Annotated in this window: 20 protein-coding genes; 13 read left to right on the forward strand and 7 right to left on the reverse strand. The window is 38.4% G+C overall.

Translation table 11 applies throughout. The annotated features are described in order from the left end of the window. Positions 1 to 74: 74 nt before the first annotated feature. From ndk to H4J62_RS10120, 10 genes are all read left to right on the forward strand, one after another. Positions 75 to 506 carry a nucleoside-diphosphate kinase gene (gene ndk, locus H4J62_RS10075; RefSeq protein WP_070374808.1) on the forward strand — a complete coding sequence of 144 codons (432 nt, stop codon included), beginning with the start codon at positions 75 to 77 and terminating at the stop codon, positions 504 to 506. Positions 507 to 845: 339 nt separating this feature from the next. Continuing rightward, a complete protein-coding gene (locus H4J62_RS10080) occupies positions 846 to 2,018 on the forward strand; it encodes a bifunctional tRNA (adenosine(37)-C2)-methyltransferase TrmG/ribosomal RNA large subunit methyltransferase RlmN (protein WP_070374807.1) in 1,173 nt (390 codons plus the stop codon). 122 nt (positions 2,019 to 2,140) lie between these two features. After that, positions 2,141 to 3,364, forward strand: a complete 1,224-nt coding sequence (gene pilW, locus H4J62_RS10085) for a type IV pilus biogenesis/stability protein PilW (RefSeq protein ID WP_182213265.1) — start codon at positions 2,141 to 2,143, stop codon at positions 3,362 to 3,364. Then, a complete protein-coding gene (locus H4J62_RS10090; protein ID WP_182213267.1) occupies positions 3,361 to 4,359 on the forward strand; it encodes a RodZ domain-containing protein in 999 nt (332 codons plus the stop codon). Before pilW ends, H4J62_RS10090 begins: the two co-directional genes overlap by 4 nt. A 68-nt stretch (positions 4,360 to 4,427) precedes the next feature. Beyond that, the gene (gene ispG, locus H4J62_RS10095) at positions 4,428 to 5,546 is read left to right on the forward strand and encodes a flavodoxin-dependent (E)-4-hydroxy-3-methylbut-2-enyl-diphosphate synthase (RefSeq protein ID WP_070374804.1); all 1,119 of its coding nucleotides are present in this window, start codon (positions 4,428 to 4,430) and stop codon (positions 5,544 to 5,546) included. A gap of 184 nt (positions 5,547 to 5,730) precedes the next feature. After that, positions 5,731 to 7,005, forward strand: a complete 1,275-nt coding sequence (gene hisS / locus H4J62_RS10100; RefSeq protein WP_182213268.1) for a histidine--tRNA ligase — start codon at positions 5,731 to 5,733, stop codon at positions 7,003 to 7,005. Positions 7,006 to 7,014: 9 nt separating this feature from the next. After that, positions 7,015 to 7,653, forward strand: a complete 639-nt coding sequence (locus tag H4J62_RS10105) for a tetratricopeptide repeat protein (protein WP_182213270.1) — start codon at positions 7,015 to 7,017, stop codon at positions 7,651 to 7,653. 17 nt (positions 7,654 to 7,670) lie between these two features. Then, complete coding sequence (bamB, locus tag H4J62_RS10110) at positions 7,671 to 8,876, forward strand: outer membrane protein assembly factor BamB (RefSeq protein ID WP_182213272.1); 1,206 nt, start codon at positions 7,671 to 7,673, stop codon at positions 8,874 to 8,876. A gap of 133 nt (positions 8,877 to 9,009) precedes the next feature. After that, entirely contained in the window at positions 9,010 to 10,470 is a 1,461-nt protein-coding gene (gene der, locus H4J62_RS10115; RefSeq protein ID WP_182213273.1) for a ribosome biogenesis GTPase Der, read from the forward strand. Between the two features lie 107 nt (positions 10,471 to 10,577). Beyond that, positions 10,578 to 11,261 (forward strand): PilZ domain-containing protein, encoded by a 684-nt coding sequence (locus tag H4J62_RS10120; RefSeq protein WP_182213275.1) that lies wholly within the window; start codon positions 10,578 to 10,580, stop codon positions 11,259 to 11,261. On the opposite strand, the gene xseA is transcribed toward H4J62_RS10120, so the two are convergent. After that, the gene (gene xseA, locus H4J62_RS10125; protein ID WP_182213276.1) at positions 11,258 to 12,601 is read right to left on the reverse strand and encodes an exodeoxyribonuclease VII large subunit; all 1,344 of its coding nucleotides are present in this window, start codon (positions 12,599 to 12,601) and stop codon (positions 11,258 to 11,260) included. The two genes, H4J62_RS10120 and xseA, sit on opposite strands and share 4 nt — an antisense overlap. A 439-nt stretch (positions 12,602 to 13,040) precedes the next feature. Here xseA and guaB point away from each other — a divergent pair, with 439 nt between their 5' ends. Next, positions 13,041 to 14,513, forward strand: a complete 1,473-nt coding sequence (gene guaB / locus H4J62_RS10130) for an IMP dehydrogenase (protein ID WP_182213278.1) — start codon at positions 13,041 to 13,043, stop codon at positions 14,511 to 14,513. A gap of 364 nt (positions 14,514 to 14,877) precedes the next feature. After that, on the forward strand, positions 14,878 to 16,455 hold the full coding sequence (gene guaA, locus H4J62_RS10135) for a glutamine-hydrolyzing GMP synthase (RefSeq protein ID WP_182213279.1): 1,578 nt from the start codon (positions 14,878 to 14,880) through the stop codon (positions 16,453 to 16,455). A gap of 197 nt (positions 16,456 to 16,652) precedes the next feature. Here guaA and H4J62_RS10140 read toward each other — a convergent pair whose 3' ends face one another. From H4J62_RS10140 to tkt, 6 genes are all read right to left on the reverse strand, one after another. Continuing rightward, complete coding sequence (locus tag H4J62_RS10140) at positions 16,653 to 17,438, reverse strand: YdiY family protein (RefSeq protein WP_182213281.1); 786 nt, start codon at positions 17,436 to 17,438, stop codon at positions 16,653 to 16,655. Next, positions 17,428 to 18,258 (reverse strand): mechanosensitive ion channel family protein, encoded by an 831-nt coding sequence (locus H4J62_RS10145; RefSeq protein WP_182213283.1) that lies wholly within the window; start codon positions 18,256 to 18,258, stop codon positions 17,428 to 17,430. The genes H4J62_RS10140 and H4J62_RS10145 overlap by 11 nt, the downstream gene beginning before the upstream one ends. A 143-nt stretch (positions 18,259 to 18,401) precedes the next feature. Further along, complete coding sequence (fba, locus tag H4J62_RS10150) at positions 18,402 to 19,466, reverse strand: class II fructose-bisphosphate aldolase (protein WP_070374794.1); 1,065 nt, start codon at positions 19,464 to 19,466, stop codon at positions 18,402 to 18,404. Between the two features lie 394 nt (positions 19,467 to 19,860). Then, positions 19,861 to 21,039, reverse strand: a complete 1,179-nt coding sequence (locus H4J62_RS10155; protein WP_182213285.1) for a phosphoglycerate kinase — start codon at positions 21,037 to 21,039, stop codon at positions 19,861 to 19,863. A gap of 52 nt (positions 21,040 to 21,091) precedes the next feature. After that, the gene (gene epd / locus H4J62_RS10160; RefSeq protein ID WP_182213568.1) at positions 21,092 to 22,117 is read right to left on the reverse strand and encodes an erythrose-4-phosphate dehydrogenase; all 1,026 of its coding nucleotides are present in this window, start codon (positions 22,115 to 22,117) and stop codon (positions 21,092 to 21,094) included. Between the two features lie 114 nt (positions 22,118 to 22,231). Continuing rightward, positions 22,232 to 24,220: a transketolase gene (gene tkt, locus H4J62_RS10165; RefSeq protein ID WP_182213287.1), complete on the reverse strand. Its 1,989-nt coding sequence runs from the start codon at positions 24,218 to 24,220 to the stop codon at positions 22,232 to 22,234. Between the two features lie 312 nt (positions 24,221 to 24,532). Between tkt and H4J62_RS10170 the strand changes: the two genes are divergently transcribed. After that, positions 24,533 to 24,673 (forward strand): hypothetical protein, encoded by a 141-nt coding sequence (locus H4J62_RS10170; RefSeq protein ID WP_182213288.1) that lies wholly within the window; start codon positions 24,533 to 24,535, stop codon positions 24,671 to 24,673. Positions 24,674 to 24,724: the final 51 nt, after the last annotated feature.

The raw sequence follows: 24,724 nt of genomic DNA on the forward strand, positions 1-24,724 counted from the left end.
TTTGTTCAAATTCGTCTATAATCGCGCCAAAATTTATACACCTATTTTATCTAAAATATATATAAGGGCTTATCATGGCTATCGAACGTACTTTTTCTATCGTAAAACCAGACGCAGTTGCTAAAAACTTCATTGGTCAAATTTATAACCGTTTTGAAACTGCTGGTTTAAAAATTGTTGCTTCTAAAATGATTCACTTAAGCCAAGAAAAAGCTGAAGGCTTTTACGCTGAACATAGCGAACGTCCTTTCTTTGGCGCTTTAGTTTCATTCATGACTTCTGGTCCAGTTATGGTTCAAGTTTTAGAAGGCGAAAACGCTGTTCTTAAAAACCGTGAAATCATGGGTGCTACTAACCCAGCTGAAGCACTTGCTGGTACTATCCGTGCTGATCTTGCTGATAGCATCGACGAAAATGCTGCTCACGGTTCTGACGCTTTAGAATCTGCTGCACGTGAAATTGCTTACTTCTTCTCAGATGACGAAATTTGCCCACGCACTCGTTAATCTGATATTAAACGTTGTTAATGGCGAAACTTCTGTAAGAAAAGTGCTCACTTACTAACGTAAGCTCCGCGCTATCCTTTTTGAATTTTCATCATTAACTTAGTTTAATCTAGAAATAAAATATTAAAGGGTTTTACTGTTTCCAGTAAAATCCTTTTGTTATTTTTAGAGTTATAATAAACCTTAAGCTTTTTAATTTACTAACCCTCTGTTTTACAAAAAGAGAAATTTAATTAAAAACGTTAAGGTTTGATATAATTTGATCTGTAAATTGTCATGTTTTGTATGAAAGCTGTACAATTGTTTTTTGTAATTTTGTTGTTTGAGAAGTAGTGAATCATGAGTGAAGTGACTGAAGTTGTAAGCCCGACCGTATCTGCGGTAAAGAAGAAAGTAAATCTATTAAACTTGGACCATCAAGGGATGCGTGAATACTTTGCTTCAATTGGCGAAAAGCCATTTCGTGCCGATCAAATGATGAAATGGATATATCATTTTGGTTACTCTGATTTTGAATTAATGACTAATTTGAACAAAAAATTACGTGAAAAATTACAACGTGAAACAGAAATTAGCGCACCAGAAATATCTGAAAAGCAAGTATCAACTGACGGCACGATAAAATATTCTTTACGCCTCGAAGGTGGTCAAGAAGTTGAAACAGTGTGGATCCCTGAAAACGATCGCGCAACATTATGTGTATCCTCGCAAGTCGGTTGTGCACTTGAATGTACGTTTTGTGCCACGGCGCAACAAGGCTTTAATCGCAATTTGTCTATGAGCGAAATTATTGGTCAAGTATGGCGTGTTGCTAATGATATTGGCGCGACACGTATCGCTGGAAAACGTCCCATTACGAATATTGTTATGATGGGAATGGGCGAGCCGCTTTTAAATATGAAAAATTTAATTCCAGCGCTTGATACTATGTTAAATGATTTAGGCTACGGCCTCTCAAAACGTCGAGTAACAGTGAGTACTTCTGGTGTAGTACCGGCGCTTGATATGTTAAAAGAAAAAATAGATTGTGCATTAGCCATTTCAATTCACGCGGGTAACAACGAGCTTCGTGATGTATTGGTCCCAATAAACAAAAAGTATCCTTTAGAAGAGTTTATTGCGGCAGCTGGACGTTATATTGATGGTTCAAAAGCTAATAAGCAGGCAACGATTGAATATGTGATGTTAGATCATGTTAATGACAGTACTGACCAAGCACATGAACTTGCTATCGCTTTGAAAGATTTACCGAGTAAAATCAATCTGATCCCGTTTAATCCTTACCCTGGGTCGCCTTATAAACGTTCAAGTAATTCACGTATTGACCGTTTTGATAAAGTATTGCAGTCATATGGTTTAACCGTTATTACTCGCCGTACCCGTGGTGATGATATTGATGCAGCTTGTGGCCAATTAGCCGGTGATGTTTTTGATAGAACAAAGCGAACAGCAATGAACTCTTCAAAAAATGACGAGTCTAAAGCCCAAGAGATTTCAGTTAAACTGGTCTAACACTTTATTCTCGAGGTATTTATACCCGTTCGACAGCATACTAGTTCAACAAGCATCTTGAAGTAGATCGGGTATAGGTATAATCTGTAATTATTACATTACGATAAGTGACATTCTGCCATATGATTAAATTTCTGCCGCGGTTATTTATAACGAGCGTTATCGCTTTGTTAATTGTCCTTTCTGGGTGTGTAACACAAAATTATGAGAACGACAGTACAATACCTGTAGTAGAAAGTGACTCAAGTAATAATGAAATGGCGATGACTCGAATTTCATTAGGTCTTGGCTATTTAAAAATGGGAAATACTAGCCAAGCGAAGTTAAATTTGGAAAAAGCAAAGCGCTTTTCACCGAACTTATCCCAAGTTTATACGGCGTTTGCTCATTATTATGATGTGGTTGGCGAATCACAGCTTGCTACCAATGCTTATGAACAGGCGTTATCAATCGATGAAAAAAATCCAGATACCTTAAATAATTATGGGGTTTTTCTTTGTCGACATGAAAAGTATGCCGACGCTGAAAAATACACTTTAAAAGCGATAGCAATCCCAACCTACTTAATGGTCTCGCAAAGTTACGAAAACCTCGCGCTTTGTCAACTAAAAGCCGGTGAATTTGTTAAGGCTGAAAAATACTTTACAAAATCTATTCAGCATAGTCCTAATCGTGCCTCAGCTTTATTACAAATGGTTCGCTTACAGTACGCTATTGGTGATTATAAATCCGCGCAACGTTATGTGAAACGTTATGAAAAAGCAACTCGTCGCTTTAGTCCTGAAGCACTTTCATTGGCTTATAAGGTTTTTGAAAAGCAGCGCAATTATCGTACAGCTAAAAATTATGCCAGTATGTTGGTAAAAATGTTCCCAACTTCTTACCAAGCTAAGCAATATATTTTAAATGCGCTTGAGCATACTGAAGCGGATGACTTAGCAAAGATTTACCAAGCATCGATATTAACAACTAGTGACGCTTTACCACCGAAACGTGTCGTTGTTTTATCACCGAACAAGCCCCAAAAAAAACGGCTAAAACAACAGGCTAAAAAAGCAACAGTTGCTAAAAGTACTAACGTAGAGACGATGAGTATCAAGGATACCCAAGAACAGTTAAAGGATGACCTTGAAGCAAAAATACATATTATTGTCAAAGGCGACAGTTTATTTAGCCTCTCAAAAAAATACAATATTCATATGAAGACACTAGAGCGCTGGAATAATATTACTCGTAGCGATATTTTAAAGCTAGGCCAAACGTTCTATGTTTATTTACCAGAGCATACTGATACTATGCCAACCAACAATGCTACTAATAAAGTTGAACAAGAGAAAACCCAATGACCCATGTTGAAACGCCTAATAATATCAAAAAGGCACAAGCTACTGCATCATCAGAACCCTTGCATAACAGTTCCGAAGACGACCTTTCTGACAATAGTAAAATCATTGGGCCGGGACAAATTCTTAGTGATGCTAGAAAAAAAGCAGGCTTAACTCAGCAAGAGGTTGCGAGTAAACTCAATTTTCGTCTTACTTTAGTTAATGAGATAGAAAGTGAGCTGTTTAATAGTAATTTGCCGGAAACTTATAATCGCGGCTATTTACGTAGCTATGCAAAATTAGTTAATGTTTCTCAAGATGATGTATTGGTAAGCTATGAACAATTAAATATAGCTAAAGCACAAGTTTCTAAACTACAAAGTTTTTCTAAAGGCACGGAAAAGTTAGCAGAAAGCAATCGTATTATGTGGATAAGCTATATCATTTTAGCCATTCTCATTGGTTCTACTATGATGTGGTGGTTGCAAAATAATAAAGAACAAGCTCAAACGCTGGCTGAAGATATTGAGATAATTACTCAAAGTGCTGACGATGTTAACGAAAATAAAACGAGTGATCTTTCGACAGTTAACATTGATAACGTGACTAAAACTATTACTGAGGCACCTTTAGCTACTGCCGTGTTAGAGCAGCAAAGTAATGATATTACACCCGCAGCGGTTAATGTAGAAAATAGTCAAGTGAGCGAAGCTGACATCATTGCAGTTGAAAATACCCCAATAGCAGAGGAAGCATTGACTGAAGTGCCTTTAACTGAAGTTACTTTTACTTTTTCTGGTGACTGTTGGGTAAATATTTCAGATTCAACAGGTGAGCGCATTGCTTGGGGTGTGAAAAAATTGGGTTACGTTATGACAATATCTGGGCAAGCACCTTTTGATGTTACCCTAGGAAGACCTGAATTAGTGGCAATAAACTTTGCCGATGAAGTCATTGATATGAGTCAGTTTAACAGTGGTAATATCGCTAAATTTACTTTGCCTGTTACCAATTAGTCATTAGCATTTTGTATAAATAACGTTTGTTGCGCTTAAGTGACAAACCACCAAAGTTGTGAATTATTATGTTTAAAGAATCTCCAATCATCCGCCGTAAATCTCGTCAAATAATGGTGGGTAATGTTCCTGTTGGTGGCGATGCACCGATAACTGTGCAGTCAATGACCAATACGTTGACGACTGATGTGGCAGCAACCGTTGCACAAATTAAAGCATTAGAAGGTGTGGGTGCTGATATTGTTCGGGTGAGCGTACCGACGATGGATGCAGCCGAAGCCTTTCGCGAAATTAAAAAACTAGTGAAAGTTCCACTGGTTGCTGATATCCATTTTGATTATCGAATCGCCTTAAAAGTTGCTGAGTATGGCGCAGATTGTTTACGTATTAATCCTGGTAATATCGGCCGCGAAGACCGAGTGCGTAGTGTTGTTGAATGTGCACGTGACTTAAATATTCCTATTCGTATTGGTGTAAATGGTGGTTCATTAGAAAAGGATATCCAAGAAAAATATACTGAACCAACGCCAGAAGCACTTTTTGAATCGGCAATGCGTCATGTTGATATTCTAGATAGGCTTAATTTCGATCAGTTTAAGGTTAGTGTTAAAGCCTCAGATGTATTTCTTGCGGTCGAATCTTACCGTTTATTAGCAAAACAGATTGATAACCCACTTCACCTTGGTATTACCGAAGCAGGTGGCTTGCGCTCTGGCTCAGTAAAGTCTTCTGTAGGTTTAGGCTTGTTATTAGCTGAAGGAATTGGCGACACGTTACGCATTTCTTTGGCAGCAGATCCCATAGAAGAAATTAAAGTCGGTTTTGATATTTTAAAGTCACTAAAATTACGTAGTCGAGGTATCAATCTTATTGCTTGTCCAAGCTGTTCTCGCCAAGAGTTTGATGTTATCGCCACCGTTAATGCGTTAGAACAACGTATTGAAGATATATTAACGCCAATGGATGTTTCTATTATTGGTTGTATTGTTAATGGTCCGGGTGAAGCGATTATTTCTGATTTGGGCTTAACGGGTAGTAGCCGAAAAAGTGGTTATTATTTAGATGGCATCCGCCAAAAAGACCGCTTTGATAATAATAACTTAGTAGACCAGCTCGAAGAGCGAATTCGTGCTAAAGCGAAACTTCTTGATGCGGCTTACAAAATAAAATTTAAAGAAATAGAGTAATAAAATAACTTTAAAAAGAGCGAAACGTTATAGCGGTGACAGTTCAGTTGAAACCTGCATTTTGAGGTATCACAGCTGTACTATTTACGTTTCGTCTCAAACTGCCTATAATGCGCGCTGCACTTAATTTTTCCCGTTTTATATAAATATCTATTTTATACAATAGATGAAAGAGAGCCTTACTTTGAGCAAAACATTACAAGCCGTCAGAGGGATGAACGACTGTTTACCCACTGAAACTCCTATTTGGCAAATGGTTGAATCAGTTTTACGCCGAGTTGCTAGTAGCTATGGTTTTGCTGAAATACGTATGCCGATTGTCGAGTCTACTGGACTTTTTAAACGATCTATTGGTGAAGTTACTGATATCGTTGAAAAAGAGATGTACACTTTTGATGACCGTAACGGTGATAGCTTAACATTGCGACCAGAAGGTACAGCATCTTGTGTGCGTGCAGGCAATCAGCATGGTTTATTATATAACCAAGAACAACGTTTATGGTACATGGGGCCGATGTTTAGGCATGAACGCCCACAAAAAGGTCGTTATCGTCAGTTCCACCAATTCGGCTTAGAAGCCTTTGGAATTGGAACACCTGACATAGACGCAGAAATTATTATGCTAACTTCTCGTCTTTGGCGGGAACTTGGCATCAATGAGTTTGTCACACTAGAGCTAAACTCGTTAGGTTCAAATGAAGAGCGTGCAAATTATCGCGATGCTTTAGTTGTTTTCTTAACAGAAAAAGAAGATCAGCTTGATGAAGACTCTAAACGCAGAATGCATACCAATCCATTACGCGTTTTAGACAGTAAAAATAAAGATGTACAAGCCGCTTTAGTGGGCGCACCAAAATTAAGTGATTATTTTGATGATGAATCTAAAGCTCACTTTGCGGGTGTTTGTCAGCGTTTAGATGCTGCGGGTATTAACTATGTGATTAATGACCGCTTAGTTCGCGGTTTAGATTATTACAATCGTACCGTATTTGAATGGGTGACTGACAGCTTAGGCGCACAAGGTACTATTTGTGCGGGTGGTCGTTATGATGGCTTAGTCGAACAACTTGGTGGCAAAGCAACACCAGCATTTGGTTTTGCCTTAGGCATTGAACGCTTGGTACTCATGTTAACGAGCTTAGAAAAAGCTAACAATATTCGTGCACAAGTTGATGTTTATGTTATTGGTTTAGGTGAGGGGGTTGATATTCAAGCCGCGCTACTCAGTGAACAATGGCGTGACCAAGTTAAAGATATTCGCATACAAAACCACTGCGGTGGTGGTAATATGAAAAAACAAATGAAACGGGCAGATAAATCGAGTGCGCAAGTAGCAATTATCATCGGTGAAGATGAACTTGCTGAGCAAAGCGTGACGATAAAATATTTGCGTGGACAACAAGAACAACAGAAGGTGTCGCTTGAACAAGTGCCAGCTTTATTAAACAGTTTAATTTAAGGTGAAGTAGTGGACGTTTATCAAACAGAAGAACAACAAGTCGAAGCCATCAAAGGTTTTTGGAAAGAAAATGGTACTGCAGTTATTGCCGGTTTAGTTTTAGGTTTTGCTGGTTTTATTGGCTTTAACGTATATAAAGATACCCAACTTGAGAATGAAGTTTTAACGTCTGATGCTTATCAAACAGTGATGGAAAGTGCTGGTGTAGACGGAAAGGCTTTTTCAGCAAGTGCAAGTAAATTTATTGCTGAAAATAAAGACTCTAGCTACGCTTCATTAACGGCGCTTGCGCTAGCAAAAGAAGCGGCTACTCATAAAGATTGGCCACAAGTTGCTATTCACTTGGCAAGTGCTATTGAAAGCTCTAGCAATCAAGGTATTAAAGCTATCGCAAGTGTTCGATTAGCGCGTGTGCAAATTCAACTTGAGCAATACACTGAAGCATTGGCAACCCTATCGGTTACACTGCCAGAGTCATTTAAAAGTGCGATTGAAGAAACTAAAGGCGATGCATATTTCAAGCAAGGTAAAGTAGAACTTGCTCGTAATGCTTATCAAGCAGCACTTGACGTTGAAGGTCAAACAAATAATGGTGCCTTACAAATGAAATTAAATGATTTAGCCCAATTATCATCGATTGCTAAATAAAGAGGCTAATCATTCATATGTTAAAAAAATTACGCTTTAATAGAAAGTTATTAGTGATAGCGCTAGTGTCCTTAGGGCTTGTCGCTTGTTCTTCAACTGACGAAGAAGATGAAGCGACTAAAGTTGCTGAATTAACAGAAATCAAACAAGCTTTTGATGCTGATGTGCTCTGGGAAACCAGTGTCGGTAATGGTGTTAGCGATTATTTTTCACGTATTAAACCTAATGTTGCTTACGGCAAACTTTACAGTGCTAGTCGTTACGGTGATGTTGTTGCTTTGGAACTAGAAAATGGTGAAGAAATTTGGTCAACAGATTTAAGTGATGTAAAAGGCGAACGCGGCTTTTTTGAACGTCGACAATCTGCTTTATTAAATGGCGGCCCGATTTTAGGTATTCAAAAAGTCTTTATTGGCAGTGAAAATGGCGAAGTATTCGCATTAGATGCTGATACAGGTAAGCTTGATTGGCAAGGAAAAGTAAAAGGCGAAGTTATTGCAGCTCCCGCTATTGATGCTGGTATTTTAGTTGTCAATACTGCTTCAGGTGTCATCAAGGCTTTTAACGCTTCGAACGGTCAAGATGAATGGCAAATCGAACAAGAAGTACCAGCATTAACGTTACGTGGTGTTAGTTCGCCAGCGATTTCTTCTGGTGGTGTGATGGTTGGTTCAGCTAATGGAACCATGAGCGTCTATATTCTTGAAACTGGTCAACAAGGTTGGACAGTAGAAGTTGGTGAAGCCGGTGGCTCGACACAATTAGAGCGAGTCATAGATGTTGACTCTGCGCCACTTATTTATGGCGATAAAGTTTATAGTATTTCTGTAAAGGGTAATTTGACCGCTATAGATTTACGTACCGGTCGGATGATTTGGGAACGTCAGTATTCGTCATATCATGATATGGCTATTAGTGGTAACAGCCTATTTTTAACTGATATTAAAGGTCATATTTATGCGGTTGACCGTTTAAACGGTTTTGAAAAGTGGAGCCAACTTGCACTGACTAATCGTGGTGTTACCGGTCCTGCTATTATTGGTGATTATATTGTTGTTGGCGACTTTGAAGGCTATCTTCATTTTATCGACCAAACAACAGGTGATATCGTTGCACGTCATGAAGTTGACAGTAGCGGTTTAAATATAGCACCCACGGTACACGAAAATATTATTTACGCACAATCACGTAATGGTGATTTGCAAGCGATAAAAATTCCATAAGTCTTTTTATCAGCTAGAATTAAACGGCTCCATTGCAGAATGCATTGGAGCCGTTGTTTGTTATTAAATAGAGTAAAAGTTTTGCATTTTGCATGACGTTGTTTACTCTACAAATGAATTTATAGAGGTAAACATGCTTCCAGTTGTTGCACTTGTCGGACGTCCTAATGTTGGCAAATCGACGTTATTTAACCGATTAACCCGAAGCCGAGATGCTCTCGTAGCAGATTATCCTGGCTTAACGCGTGACCGTCAATATGGTCAAGCGAAAGTAGAAGATCACCCATTTATTGTTATTGATACCGGCGGTATTAATGGTAATGAACAAGGTATTGACGCATTAATGGCCGAACAGTCATTAATGGCGATAGCAGAAGCCGATGCTGTTTTATTTATGGTTGATGCTCGTGATGGTTTAACATCAGCGGATATCGGTATCGCTGATTACCTTCGTAAACAAAATAAGAAAATATTTTTGGTTGCGAATAAAGTTGATGGTATTGATGCTGATTCTGCCGTTGCTGAATTTTATGAATTATCACTGGGTGATACCGTTCATAAAATTGCCGCCGCGCATGGTCGTGGTGTTACACAATTATTAACACTGGCATTAACACCTCATATAGAAGCACTTGGTGAAGCACGTGAAAATGATGAGTTTGATGGTTCACAAGAATTCTCAGCTAAAACTGATGAAGAAAAAATTGCCGAAGCACCGTTTGAAAATGATAAAATCAAACTTGCTATCATTGGTAAACCTAATGTGGGTAAGTCAACACTGACTAACCGTATCTTAGGTGAAGACCGCGTTGTTGTTTTTGATGCGCCAGGTACCACTCGCGATAGTGTCTATATCCCGATGGAACATGATGGCCGTGAATATACATTAATTGATACTGCAGGTATTCGTCGTCGTAAAAACGTGACTGATGTTGTAGAAAAGTATTCTGTTATTAAAACACTACGTGCCATAGAAGATGCCAATGTTTGTTTGTTAATTATTGATGCTCGTGAAGGTATTACCGATCAAGATTTAAGTTTACTGGGCTTTATTTTAGAAGCAGGTCGTTCTTTGGTACTTGCGGTTAATAAATGGGATGGTTTAGAAGAGCATGTTAAAGATCGTATTAAAACCGAATTAGATCGTCGTTTAGGTTTTATTGATTTTGCACGTATCCACTTTATCTCTGCTTTACACGGTACCGGTGTTGGCCATTTATATGAGTCAGTTGAAGAAGCTTTCATTTCAGCAACTAAACGTATATCTACCTCAATGGTTACCAAAATATTAGATATGGCCACGTTTGATCATCAACCACCGATGAGTCAAGGACGCCGCATTAAGCTTAAATATGCGCATGCCGGTGGTTATAATCCACCTATCATTGTTATTCATGGTAATTTAGCCAAAAAGCTTCCTGTTTCATATAAACGCTATTTAATGAATTATTACCGTAAATCATTAAAAATAATGGGTACGCCGATTAGAATTGAGTTTAGAGAAACAAGTAACCCGTTTGCTGGCAAGAAAAAGTTAACTTATACCGAGCAAAAGAAAATGGCCAGAGCTACTGAAGGTTATAAGAAAGACTAAAAACTTACGTTTTTTTTGATAATAATTTAACATTACTGAAGCCAATCATTTGATTGGCTTTTTGCTAAGTGCTACATTTAAAATACTTATTCTTAAATGTTAACATTATGGCAGCCACTCCTAAAAAAATTGCATTGGTTAACCGCTTAGACAGAAACCTTGGCTTATTGCAGTCAGGCTCAACGATTACTATCGATATAGCCACACCAGCCGGACAAAAAGCAAAGTTTCGTAGCACCTTCATTGGCTACCTCCCCAAGCATTATGTTTTAGTGCAATTTCCTGATGCAAATAAATTAGGGAATTTTTCCCAATATATTACCCAAGGTGCTGGTATTACGGTGCGAGGTTTAATTGAAGGGCATGAGGGCGCGGTGGTTGCTTTTATCAGTAATGTTAAACAAACCTTACAAATACCCTCGAGACTAATTGTTCTTGATTTTCCACGTTCTGTTAGCTTACAAAGCTTACGTTCAGCGATGCGCATTGATACCGATATTGTTGCTAAGATAAATATTGCTAAAGAATATTGGCAAGCGACCATTATAGATATTTCTGTTAATGGCTGCCAAGTATTGATCACTAACGGCGAGTCGTTAGTGATGGAAAAAAATAAATCTGTCGAATTAATTGTCGAAGACTTTCAAGGATTAGGAAATTTAAAGTTTTCTGCAGAAACCTGTAGCTACAAATCACAAGCTAATGGCCTTTGTATCGGTTTAAAGTTTGAAGAAAAAAGTAAAGCATCAGTGATAAAGTTACTTCAGCATGCCGTTATTGCTGAAAATTAAATCTTATCAATAACTTGGCTTAAAATACGACCATCACTGACTTGAATAGATATTTCATCGCCAATACTCACTTGATCTTTTGTGCGAACAATTTGCTGATGACTATTTCGACTGACACTATAACCACGGGCAATAGTCGCGAGCGGACTGACAATATGGAGCTGCTCAATAATGCTAACAAAGTGCTCAGATTTATTTTTTACGCTAACGTCTAATGCCCGTTGTAATCTGTCATCTAAGTGGCGCAAGGTACTTTGATGTTGAATGATCACTTTTGTTGGATCTACGTGTTGTAAATCGCGTACTAACTTTTCGGGTTTTTGTTTGAAACGTGCCAATTCACGTTTTATTGCTTTATCTAAACGAATATTCAATTCATCTGATTTTTGCTGATGCTGCTGAAGTTTTCTTTCTGGATGAACTTGCGTTAAGCGATGATTAAGGTTTTGTAGGTCTGAGTTTTCTTGTTTTACTTTTTGAGTAAATAACTGCTGAGCCCGCTTTGATAATTCTTGTAAGCGACTTTGTAACTCACTATTGTCTTGTGAAACCAGTTCTGCTGCCGCTGAAGGTGTTGGCGCTCTTAAATCAGCAACGAGATCACTTAATGTTGTGTCTATCTCATGACCGACAGCGCTGATAATTGGAATGCGGCTATGAAAAATAGCATTGACTACGTCTTCTTCATTAAAGCTCCATAAGTCTTCTAGAGAGCCTCCTCCACGACCAACAATTAATACTTGGCATTCTTCACGTTGATTAGCGATATCGATGGCATGAACAATGTCATTCTTAGCATGCTCGCCTTGCACAAGTGCAGGGTATATAACGATAGTAATTGCTGGATTACGTCTTTGCAAAACAGATATAATATCTTTAACTGCAGCACCCGTTGGCGAGGTAACTATGCCAACCGTGTTAATATTTTTAGGAATGGCTTGCTTGAACTGCTGAGCAAACAAACCTTGTGCATTGAGCTTACTTTTTAATTGCTCAAATTGTTGTCGCAATAAACCTTCACCCGCATCCTCCATCATTTCAATAATTAATTGAAAATCACCTCGTGGCTCATACAAAGAAACCTTGGCGCGTACTAACACTTGTTGGCCGTTGCGAGGCGTTGAACCAACCGCTAACCTTACTCGTCGATTGTTGCCCTTAAACATTGCGCAACGCACTTGCGATTTACTGTCTTTGAGTGACAAATACCAATGACCCGAGCTAGCAGCAATGAAATTTGAGATTTCACCACACAACCATACGGTATTAAGTTCACTTTCTAGCATGAACTTAACTTTTCTCGTCAGTTCACTTATCTGTAAAATGTGCTGCGTAGCCATAAAATACTTACTTTATCTAATGTTAAGGCGATTTAGTCGATATATCTGCTTTGCTTGAATATGAATGTTTCAGCAAACCTAAGCGAATCATAATCTAAGCACATATTTTTGTTAAAGGTTATTCCCTTAAATAAAATGTAACGACGCGTATTACTTATTCCGATTCCCGAAGGGAAGCTTATGAACACTTTATTTTACGTTATTGATTTCAATAATAGAATAACTATTATTTTCAATCAATATCTTGCTTAAAGGCGTTTATAATTCCCTTTGGATCTTACCTATTAAAGTGGAACCAGTAAATTATATATTCCTTTAAACTCCTCAGAGATAATTATTTCAGTTTATCGTTAAATTTAAGTTGTTCTTAAACCACAAAACGGTTAAAATTCTGCCGCAATATTCACTCCCTAACCAACCTTTTTAGAGAGATGTTGCGATGCTAAGAATTGCCCAAGAAGCACTAACTTTTGATGATGTATTACTTGTACCTGCTCATTCAGAAGTACTCCCACATACGGCCGATTTAAAAACTAAATTAACCCGTAAAATTAATTTAAATATACCTATGGTATCTGCATCTATGGATACAGTTACTGAAGCACCTTTAGCTATTACACTAGCGCAAGAAGGTGGTTTAGGTTTTATTCATAAAAACATGACCATCGCTGAGCAAGCGGCTAACGTATTAAAAGTTAAAAAATACGAAAGTGGTATTGTTTCCGATCCCGTGACCGTCAATGCTAACTTTACTATTGAAGAAGTCATGCATAAAGCTGATGATCTTGGCTTTTCAGGTTTCCCTGTTGTTGATGAAAATGGCAATCTTACCGGTATAATTACTGGCCGTGATTTACGCTTTGAAACAGACTTAACTAAGCCTGTCTCAGCGTTAATGACGACTAAAGAAAAATTAGTCACGGTTAAAGAAGGTGCCGCGCGTGAAGAAATACTTGGCTTAATGCACAGTAACCGTATTGAGAAAATTTTAGTGGTTGATGATGCCTTTAAATTAGTGGGTTTGATCACCGCTAAAGATTATCAAAAAGCTGAAAGTAAACCTAATGCTTGTAAAGATAAATTAGGTCGTTTACGAGTGGGCGCCGCTGTCGGTGTTGGCGCGGGTACTGATGAACGTATTGACGCGTTAGTTGCCGCAGGTGTTGACGTCTTATTAATTGATACTTCACATGGTCATTCCCAAGGTGTTCTTGATCGAGTAAAAGAAACCCGTCAAAAATATCCTGACTTACAAATTGTTGCTGGCAATGTGGCGACAGGGGCTGGTGCAAAAGCATTAGCCGATGTTGGCGTAGATGCGGTTAAAGTTGGTATAGGCCCAGGTTCAATATGTACTACGCGTATTGTAACTGGCGTTGGAGTACCACAATTAACGGCTATCTCAAATGCAGTAGAAGCGCTTAAAGGTACTGGCATTCCTGTTATTGCCGATGGTGGTATTCGATTCTCTGGTGATATTGCTAAAGCACTGGTTGCTGGCGCGCATTGTGTGATGGTTGGTAGTATGTTTGCTGGAACCGAAGAAGCACCTGGCGAAGTAGAACTTTATCAAGGTCGCTATTACAAATCATATCGCGGTATGGGCTCTTTAGGCGCAATGAGCCAGAAAGAAGGTTCAAGTGATCGTTATTTCCAGAAATCTGATGGCGAAGCTGACAAGTTGGTACCGGAAGGTATTGAAGGTCGTGTTGCTTATAAAGGGCCTGTTTCTGCAATTATCCACCAGCAGATGGGCGGATTACGCTCATCAATGGGTTTAACCGGCAGTAAAGATATTGAGACCATGCGAACTAAACCCGAGTTTATGAAAATTACCTCGGCAGGTATGGGTGAGTCGCATGTCCATGACGTAACCATCACCAAAGAAGCACCAAACTATCGTATGGGGTAGTAATATTGGTTGAGTTATTTAAGCTCGATTTCTGCGTTGCAAGTGCTCATTGACTATCGTCAACTCCGCGCTAGCGCCTTGAACTAGAGCTAAAATATTCTCAACTTGATGCACTGAAAATATTCTTAGTTACTTTTAGTTAACTGGAAAACAAAAGATTCTACAGGCTGAGTTATCAATAAATAACTCAGCCTGTTCATTTTATAAATCCGCTCTAAATGAATGAGCTTTAGGCAAGGCTGTTGAGTAATTAAACAAATGACTTATCTTATTATAAATAAGGTTTTATAAATGATTTTGTTTCATTACGAATACAACGCAGTATAAAGTTTAGACATAACGAGCGTTAAAGTAGGAAAACAACATGAGTAAAGACATTCATGATCACCGAATACTAATTTTAGATTTTGGTTCACAATATACTCAGCTAATTGCTCGTCGCGTACGTGAAATAGGTGTTTATTGTGAACTTTGGTCTTGGGATGTAACCGAAGAGCAAATTAAAGATTTTAACCCGACAGGTATCATTCTAGCTGGCGGCCCTGAGTCGGTCACTGCAGAAAATTCACCTCGTGCACCTGAATATGTTTATAACGCTGGCGTTCCTGTTCTAGGTATTTGCTATGGCATGCAAACAATGGCTGAACAACTTGGCGGTGGTGTTGAAAGTTCAACACACAAAGAGTTTGGTTATGCTGCGGTTGAACTTATTGCTAAATCTGCGTTATTCAACAATGTTGAAGACAGTATTGGTGCTAACGGTAATGCTTTACTTGATGTTTGGATGAGCCACGGCGACAAAGTGTCAGCTATACCAACAGGCTTTGTTACGGTTGCACAAACAGCAAGTTGTGCTTATGCAGCAATGGCAAACGAAGAAAAGCAATTCTATGGTGTGCAGTTTCACCCTGAAGTGACTCACACTAAACAAGGTTTACGCATTTTAGAAAACTTTGTTGTTGAAATTTGCCAGTGTGAAAAATTATGGACTTCATCATCAATCATTGATGATGCTATTGCAAAAATGAAAGCTCAAGTCGGCGACGACGAAGTTATCTTAGGTCTTTCAGGCGGTGTTGATTCATCAGTAGTTGCTATGTTATTACATCGAGCGATTGGCGATAAATTGACCTGTGTATTTGTTGATAATGGTTTACTTCGTTTAGATGAAGGCCAGCAAGTCATGGATATGTTTGGCGATCACTTTGGTTTAAATATTATAAAAATTGAAGCCGAAGATAGATTTTTAGACCGCTTAGCGGGTGAAAGTGAGCCAGAAGCAAAACGTAAAATTATTGGTAATGTTTTTATTGATGTTTTCGAAGAAGAGTCGAATAAGTTAGATAATGCCAAATGGTTAGCACAGGGCACTATTTACCCTGACGTCATTGAATCGGCCGCCTCAGCGACCGGTAAAGCGCATGTTATTAAATCACATCATAATGTTGGCGGCTTACCTGATTACATGAAACTAGGCTTAGTTGAACCATTACGTGAGTTATTTAAAGATGAAGTACGTAAAATAGGCTTAGAGCTTGGCTTACCGTACGATATGCTTTACCGCCATCCGTTTCCTGGCCCTGGGTTGGGTGTACGTATTCTAGGTGAAGTTAAAAAAGAATATGCTGATTTATTACGTCGTGCCGATGCTATTTTCATTGAAGAATTACACAAGCATGATTTATACACTAAAGTAAGCCAAGCGTTTACCGTATTTTTACCGGTAAAATCAGTAGGAGTTATGGGCGATGCCCGTAAATATGATTGGGTTGTATCATTACGTTGTGTTGAAACTATCGACTTTATGACAGCACGTTGGTCACATTTGCCTTATGATTTCTTAGGTTTAGTGTCTAATCGGATCATTAATGAAATTGATGGTATTTCACGTGTCGTTTATGATATTTCAGGTAAACCACCCGCGACGATTGAGTGGGAATAAACAGCACTTTTATTACTTATAAATAATAATGGCCTTAGCATTTAAATGTTAGGGCTTTTTTTTATTATTTTTTTTATAGATGGCTCTAATAAGTAAAAATAAAGTAGGTGATGATGAGAGATGTTAGAGATGAAAAGGAAATATATTTAGCCTTCAAAAGAGTTGAAGGCTAAATAAAGCATCTTAGTTTAGGTCAACTAGAAGCTATAAACGAGCGTTAACGCCGTTTGAGTATTGGTGTTCTCTTTGCCTTCTTCAACATCAGTATTATAATCAATCTTAAAACTAACTTTTAATTGTAACGTTGAAATAAGCTTAGTAGTTATTGAGCTTTCTGCTTGATAATTACTGTTTTCACCACTTTTAGTCGCATACTTAGCAACAAATCGCTGCTTAAATTTAACATGTTCGTTTAAATTACGTGTATACAAAGCTTGTGCTTGTATAATGAAAGCAGACTTGTTTTCAGTATACTCATTACCATTTTCATCTTCTAAACGTACAACGTCTTTTTTATAACCGGGTCCGATATCAGCATCAAATGTGCCTGTTTTACTTTCAAACCAACGACGACCCCAACCAGCAGAGATAGAGCTTTGAGTCTCAAATCCGCCAAAACGATTATCGTCGTGAGATACATTAGCGTATACGTAGTTAGTTTTTTTAGCGCCAATGGTATAGTTAGTTTGACCGACTATTTTCCATTGCTGATCTGTTGTTTGAGATTGTTGAACACCATCTTCATCTTCAATCTCTGCTTTACTTGCAAGCAAGTCAAAGCGAACAGTACTTCGCCATAAACCTAATTCATGATCTAAATCGAAGCCAGCTTTTATATCGGTGCTTTTATTGTCACCCGTTTTAAATAGTGCGCCTAATTCAGCAGACATACTTAATGGATCTTTTGGAGCGACTGCTTCTTCGGCAAAAGCATTAAGTGATAAGCTGCTACATAAAGCAACCATTGCTAATTTATTGTTCATTTTTGGTCTCTTGATTAACATGTACAGAAAGTTGTGGAAAAGGTATTTCGATACCAGCTTTGTCTAATTCTATTTTAATCGCTTCTAGCAAATCAAAATGCACAGGCCAATAGTCTGCTGTTTTTACCCATGGACGAACGACAAAATTCACTGAACTATCAGCTAAGGCACTAACACCAACAGTAATAGCTTGGTCTTTTAATACTAAATCATGATTACTCACAACATCTTTTAGTATTTGCTTTGTTTGTTTTAAATCTGCGCTATAACCAACACCAATGACTAAATCTATTCTTCTGGTTGCTTTAGCTGAATAATTTGTAATGGTGCCACTTGTAATGCCACCATTAGGAATAATAACTGTTTTGTTATCACCTGTTCTTAACTGTGTTGAAAATACATGAACCTCTTCAACAATACCTGCGGTACCTGAAATCTCAACAAAATCACCGGCTTTAAAAGGCTTTAATGAAATTAACAAAATACCTGAGGCAAAGTTTGATAATGAACCCTGTAATGCTAAGCCTATTGCAAGACCTGCAGCACCAACAATAGCCACTAATGAGGTGGTATTAAAACCTAAGTGAGAAATCGCAGCAATAAAGGCAACCATCACAACTAAGCCATAAATTAAGCTAGCGATAAAAGAAGTTACGGTATTATCGAATTTTTTGTGAGTAAGGATTTTTTTTGTTGCAGAACTGATCAGTTTTGCGACAAATTTACCAATCACAAAGATAGCGATCGCGATGATAAATTTAATTAGATTTTCTTGTAACATAGCCTGGTTTTCAACTAACCAATTAGTAACATTGTCCATTTTTTGTACTCCGTTTAAAAATTGTGGAGTATTATAGTGAATTTGACAACATATTTCTAATAATATTACATTTTTCTAATAATATAACGAAAAATTTACAAAAAAAGGAGCCGAAGCTCCTTAATGTTAATGGCTAGCTGATGTTATTTTATAATAGCGTTCAGTTTGCCAGCATCATATAAATCAAACATAGTATCTAATGAAATGGGTTTGATTTTATCTGCATTACCCGATGCGCCAAATGAATCATAGCGAGCTATACAAATTTCAGTCATGGCTTTAGTGGTTTCAGCTAAAAATTTACGTGGATCAAATTCGCTTGGGTTGTGTGCTAAGAAGCGACGAGTTGCCCCCGTCGATGCTAAACGTAAATCAGTATCAATATTAATTTTACGAACACCATTTTTAATGCCTTCTTGAATTTGCTCTACTGGCACGCCGTAAGTTTCAGGAATATTACCACCATATTCATTGATGATAGCAAGCCACTCTTGTGGCACTGATGATGAACCGTGCATAACTAAATGGGTATTTGGGATACGGTTATGTATCGCTTTAATACGGTCAATCGCTAAGATGTCACCTGTTGGTGGACGCGTAAACTTGTAAGCACCATGAGAAGTACCACAAGCAATCGCTAAAGCATCAACTTGAGTTTTCTTAACAAAGTCAGCGGCTTCTTCTGGGTCAGTTAACATTTGTTCTTTTGTTAATATCCCTACTGCACCAATACCGTCTTCTTCACCCGCTTCCCCTGTCTCTAATGAACCAAGACAACCTAATTCACCTTCAACAGAAACACCACAAGCATGTGCCATTTCAACGGTTCTGCGTGTTACATCAACGTTGTATTCATAGCTTGAAGGGGTTTTACCATCAGACATTAAAGAACCATCCATCATAACTGATGAAAAACCCATTTGAATTGAACGCTGACAAACACTCGGCGAAGTGCCGTGATCTTGATGCATTACCACGGGGATATGAGGGAATTCTTCAATTGCTGCAAGAATTAAATGACGAAGAAAAGGAGCGCCAGCATACTTACGAGCACCTGCAGAACCTTGTAAAATAACCGGGCTATTGGTTTTGTCTGCAGCGATCATTATTGCTCTAACTTGCTCTAAGTTGTTAACGTTAAAAGCGGGAATACCGTATCCGTATTCTGCAGCGTGATCTAACATTTGGCGCATAGAAATTAAAGCCATTGAATTACTCCTAAGTGTTTAAGATGTCATATATTATTTGCCCAATCTCAAAAAAAACAAGTTTCATTGTGAAATTTAAGCTTTCGTTACGTAAGTATATCAGATAAGAAATTGACATGGCAAAAGAAAAAATAATGCCATTAATGGTTTTTATCTGTTTATTTATAACGGTTTTAAATAATGTTCTATAATTACTATCAAGAAGGTCGATAAACTCGATTTATAGCGAATATTTGTGCTTTTGTTTTGTAAGTTTACAACGAAAGAGTGAAATGTAATGAAAGCGCCGTTGATGGTTTTTATGAAGTTTTTTAGAAATAATAAAGAAAGCTAAAAAAAACCGCCTTTTATAAAATAAAGAGCGGTTTGACGTTGATGATTTAATTAACGTGTTTTACGTTTTAGCGCGTTCTTCTAAGATAGCGACAGCGGGTAACACTTTCCCTTCTAAAAATTCTAAGAAAGCACCACCACCGGTTGAAATATAGGAGATTTTATCGGCTATATCATATTTATCAACAGCAGCTAAGGTATCGCCACCACCAGCAATTGAAAATGCTGAGCTTTCGGCAATTGCTTTTGCAATAGTTTCTGTACCACTACCGAATTGATCAAATTCAAAAACGCCAACAGGTCCATTCCAAACAATAGTGCCAGCATTTTTAATTATTTCTACGAGTGCCTGCGCTGAATCTGGTCCGATATCAAAAATCATATCTTCATCGCTAACATCGTTAACTGACTTTAACGTTGCGACAGCCGTTTCTGAAAACTCTGTACCAGTAATAACATCTGTTGGCACTGGAATATCGCCATCATTTGCTCTTGCCTGCTGCGTTAAACGGTTAGCTTCATCAAGTAAATCGGCTTCGTATAATGATTTACCCACATTATGTCCGCTTGCTGCTATAAAAGTATTTGCAATGCCGCCGCCAACCACTAATTGGTCAACAATTTTCGCTAATGACTCTAACACGGTTAATTTTGTAGAAACTTTAGAACCACCAACGATCGCCACTAATGGGCGTGCAGGATTGTCTAGTGCTTTACCAAGTGCTGCTAATTCACCGGACAATAGTGGACCCGCACAAGCAATAGGTGCAAACTTTGCTACGCCGTGTGTACTAGCTTGCGCGCGGTGCGCAGTACCAAAGGCATCCATGACAAATACATCACATAATGCAGCTAATTTTTTTGATAAAATATCATCATTATTTTTTTCGCCGACATTAAAGCGAATGTTTTCAAAAACAACTAATTCACCTACTTTTGCATCAACGCCATCTAAGTAATCTTTTGCTAGATGCACGGGGACATTTAATGCGGCAGCTAAATAGTCAACGACAGGTTTTAATGAAAATTCTTCGTTGTACTCACCTTCAGTTGGACGACCAAGGTGAGACATTATCATCACTTTTGCGCCCGCTTCTAAAGCAAGTTTAAGGGTAGGTAAAGCCGCTCTTAATCGAGCATCAGAGGTTATTTTTCCGTCTTTAAGAGGTACATTGAGATCTTCTCGGATCAAAACTCTTTGATTGGCTAGCGCCAAGTCGGTCATTTTAATTACTGACATTTGCTGTTTCCTATTCGATAAATTTTAAAGTTATGGGTGTTTTTTACTGTTATTATTTTTTAAGCTGAATATCTTTTGCCATGGTTTTTGCCGTATCTATCATACGATTTGCAAAGCCCCACTCGTTATCACACCAGACCAGCATTTTTACTAAACGCTTGTGGCTAACACGCGTTTGGTTGCCGTCAACAATACAAGAATGTGGGTCATGATTAAAATCTACAGAAACCAGTGGTTCTTCTGTGTAGCCTAAAATTCCTTGTAGTCCATTATTTTGTGCACGAATAATGGCTTGGTTAATCGCGTTAATATCAACATCTGTCGACAAGGTTAGGCTTAAATCCATCGCGGTAACATTAATCGTTGGTACTCGCACGGCAATCGCTTCGAAGCGTCCAGCAAATTTAGGCAGTATTCTTTCAATACCTGCTGCTAACTTGGTGTCAACCGGGATGATAGATTGGCTTGCTGCTCTACTAAGACGAAGATCTGGATGGTAAGCGTCGATAACTTGTTGATCATGCATAGAGGAATGAATAGTGGTAATACTGCCACTTTCAACGCCAAAAGCTTCATCAATGACTTTTATGACAGGCACAACGCAATTCGTGGTGCATGAGCCGTTCGAGACTATTTTATCTTTTTCACTGAGTTGTTGATGATTAATACCATAAATAATGGTGGCATCAACGTCTTGTTCACCAGGGTAAGAGTAAAGTACTTTACTGGCTCCTTGGCTCAAGTGAATATTTCCATCGTGTTGATTGGCAAATTTACCGGTGCAATCAAGAACGATATCTATGTTATGTTTTTTCCATGGCATGTCTTCGAGGGACTTTTCATGGCTAAGTTGTATGACATCGCCAGCGATAACTAACTGATTGTCAGCTAACTCAACTGAAAAAGGGAAACGACCATGGGTGGTGTCATATTTTAATAAATGCGCAATACCTTTAGGCTCGGCAAGCTCATTAATTGCGACAAGCTTTAAATATTGGTTATCAGCATTCTCATAGAGGGCACGAGCAACACTTCGACCAATTCGGCCAAAGCCATTAATAGCAATGTTTACAGACATAAGTTTATCGGCATAGGTTGATGGTATTAATTTAGGGTGTTGATAAAAGTCAAAGTCCTTCAAACGAGTATACATTTCGCTTGAAGGCTTTAACTTATAGGCTTTAGTTAATGATTAAAGCTTGTTTACAGTCTTAACAACATTTGCCACGGTGAAACCAAAATGTTCAAGTAACACTTTACCTGGTGCAGATTCACCAAAAGTTGTCATACCGACAACAGCGCCAGAAAAACCAACATACTTGTACCAAAAATCAGTGTGAGCAGCTTCGATAGCGACACGTTTTATCACAGATGAAGGTAATACTGATTCTTTGTATTCGCTTGATTGCACATCAAAAGTATTGGTTGACGGCATAGAAACTACACGTACTTTTTTACCATCAGCGGTTAATTGTTTTGCAGAATCAAGGGCTAATGATACTTCAGAACCCGTTGCAATGAGTATAACGTCAGCAGTACCCTCACAGTCTTGCAATACATAAGCGCCTTTGGCGATGTTTGTTACTTGTAAATTGTTACGCGCTACTGCCGGTAAACCTTGGCGAGAAAATATTAATGACGTAGGGCCATTTTTACGTTCAATCGCTGATTTCCAAGCAACAACAGATTCTGTTGCATCACATGGGCGCCAAGTATCCATATTCGGGGTAGTACGTAAATTCGTTAACTGTTCGATTGGCTGATGTGTTGGACCATCTTCACCTTGACCAATAGAATCGTGAGTGTAAACAAATATATTTTGAATACCCATTAAAGCCGACATACGAACTGCGTTACGCGCATACTCCATAAACATCATGAACGTTGCACCGTAATTAATGAAACCACCGTGCAATGAAACGCCATTCATAATGCCGCTCATACCAAATTCACGTACGCCGTAATAAATGTAGTTACCGGCAGCGTCTTTTTCAATACCTTTAGAGCCTGACCATAACGTTAAGTTAGAACCCGCTAAATCAGCAGAACCACCCAATAACTCAGGTAATATAGCGCCAAAAGCTTCAATAGTATTTTGTGAGGCTTTACGCGAAGCAATATTTTCGCCTTTATCTTGGCAAGCTTGCACTAAGGCATTGGCTTTTTCTTCGAAATCGCTCGGTAAATCACCTTTAATAACTCGACGCTCGTATTCGGCAGCAAGTGCTGGGTGAGCTTGTTGGTATGCTGAAAATTGGTCATTCCAAGAAACTTGGCTCGATTGGCCTTTTTCTTTTTGATCCCATTCAGCATAAACATCGCTTGGAATTTCAAAAGGGGCATGTGGCCAGTTTAACGCTTTACGTGTCGCTGCAATCTCATCATCACCTAATGGTGCGCCATGACAATCATGTGTGCCTTCTTTATTCGGTGAACCAAAACCAATAATTGTTTTACAACAAATCATTGATGGTTTATCCGTTACTGCTTTAGCTGCAGTAATTGCCGCCGCTATAGCTGCTGAGTCGTGACCGTCAACGCTTATTACGTGCCAGCCATAAGCTTCAAAACGAGCAGGTGTATCATCTGTAAACCAACCTTCAACTTTACCATCAATTGAAATACCGTTGTCATCCCAAAAAGCGACTAATTTACCTAATCCTAAAGTGCCGGCTAATGAACATACTTCGTGAGAAATACCTTCCATCAAACAACCATCACCTAAGAAACAATAAGTAAAGTGATCAACGATGTCGTGACCTGGACGGTTAAATTGTGCAGCAAGTGTTCTTTCAGCAATGGCCATACCAACTGCATTAGAAATACCAGCACCTAATGGTCCTGTCGTTGTTTCTACACCTGGGGTGTAACCGTATTCTGGGTGGCCTGGTGTTTTAGAATGTAATTGACGGAAATTCTTTAATTCTTCAATCGGTAATTCATAACCGGTTAAATGTAATAAAGAATATATAAGCATTGAGCCATGACCGTTCGACAAAACAAAACGATCGCGGTCGGTCCAATTTGGATCTGTTGGATTATGTTTTAGAAAATCGCGCCATAGTACTTCGGCAATATCTGCCATGCCCATTGGGGCTCCAGGGTGTCCGGATTTCGCTTTCTGTACGGCATCCATACTTAAAGCTCTAATTGCATTGGCCAGTTCTTGACGAGACGGCATATTGACTCCAAATCTTTATTATATTTATACTTAAAATGAACTAAGTATATGAGGGGTGAAAGTGCCACCATTTTCACCTAGACCACCACTAAACTGCAAACGATATTATGCAAATAAGTGTTTTTTTTGGTATTACTTAGACCAAATGGCTAAAAAGACCATTAATATAACATTCTCTCACTGGTCGATTGTTTATAATTTATCTGTTTTATTAATTTTAAATGGTTGAATTACCAATGTTAATCGTATAGATTGGTTGAGTTTTGTACAGATGTCAAAATAACAACTATAAAACCTGACACAGGAACATTTATGAACAGGTCATCTTCACGAGGATTTAAGCTGACAACAGTGATTTTTGCGGTAATCGTATTGGCTGTTTCAGCGGCATTGAGTAATATCTCAATCGTAGGTGACAAGGAAGTTACAATAGAAAAATCTACCAGTGAGTAGTCGTTGGTAATAAATTATATGAATTTTAAAGGCCTCGTTTACGGGGCTTTT

Origin of the sequence: Colwellia sp. BRX8-5, assembly GCF_014077325.1 — a bacterium.
Taxonomy (GTDB): domain Bacteria; phylum Pseudomonadota; class Gammaproteobacteria; order Enterobacterales; family Alteromonadaceae; genus Colwellia_A.